Source organism: Actinocorallia lasiicapitis, assembly GCF_054778695.1.
This window is the reverse complement of the sequence record NZ_BAAGZI010000817.1, coordinates 1-889: the sequence shown is the minus strand read 5'-3', so window position 1 is coordinate 889 and position 889 is coordinate 1. Positions and strand designations below refer to the sequence as shown.

1 protein-coding gene is annotated in these 889 nt (G+C 75.3%); it reads left to right on the top strand.

Annotation, left to right across the window (positions count from 1 at the left end; all coding sequences use genetic code 11):
- The coding region (locus ACYVE7_RS34805; protein ID WP_460370912.1) for a hypothetical protein at positions 1 to 889 on the top strand (889 nt) is incomplete at both ends.

The window sequence follows — 889 nt, the reverse complement described above, 5'->3', positions numbered from 1 at the left end:
GCGAGCACGGCCGCGGGCTAGCCCTGGTCGAGGCGGCCCTGCCGCTGGTCGACGCGGCCGACCGGCGGGCCTCGCTGCTGTTCTGCCGGGCGAACCTGCTCGGCTACGTCTCGCCCGAGCGGGAACTGGCGGCGCTCCTTGAAGCCGAACGGGCCTGCGCGGAGCCGTCCGAGACCCGGGCCTGGCTGCTCTGGCGGCTGAGCGCCAAATATCTGGTCTTCGGCGATCCGGAGGCGTGCGCCCGCTACGCCGACCGGGCGCGTGAGCTGGCGTCGGCGGTCGGGGCGCGGGAGTGCCTGGCGGCCCTCACGGTGACGCTGGCCGCGGCGGACGCACGGCGCGGCGACACCTCCGCGCTGCTCGCGGCCGTCGCGTCCGAACACAGCGGCCGCACCCTGGTCGTGCTGTACAACCATCTCACCCACGCGTACCTGTCCAGCGGGCACGACGCGGAGGCCGAGCAGGCGGGTGTGGACGGGCTGGCCGTCGCCGAACGGGACGGCCTGGTCCGCAGCACGGCGCTGCCCTGCGCCGTCAACCTGGCCGAGGCATTGTTCTGGCAGTGCCGCTGGGACGCGGCACGCGACCGGCTCGACCGGACCCAGGACCTGCTCGAAGGGCCCGCGCTCCGCACCCAGCTCACGATCTGGCGCGGGCAGCTCCTGCTCGCCACCGGGCAGGGGGAGCGCCCCGACCTCGCCGACGTCCAGTACGAGACGGGCCCGCCGCAGACCGTCGTGCCGCTCGCCGAGCAGGCGATCGAGTTCGCCCTGCTCGACGGGGACGAGGCGCTGGCCCGCGAGGTGTTCCGCCGGATCCTCGCCCAGCCCGGCTTCCGTCGCGAGCCGAGCCATGCCTGGCCGCTGCTGCTGGCCGCCGCGAAGACCGA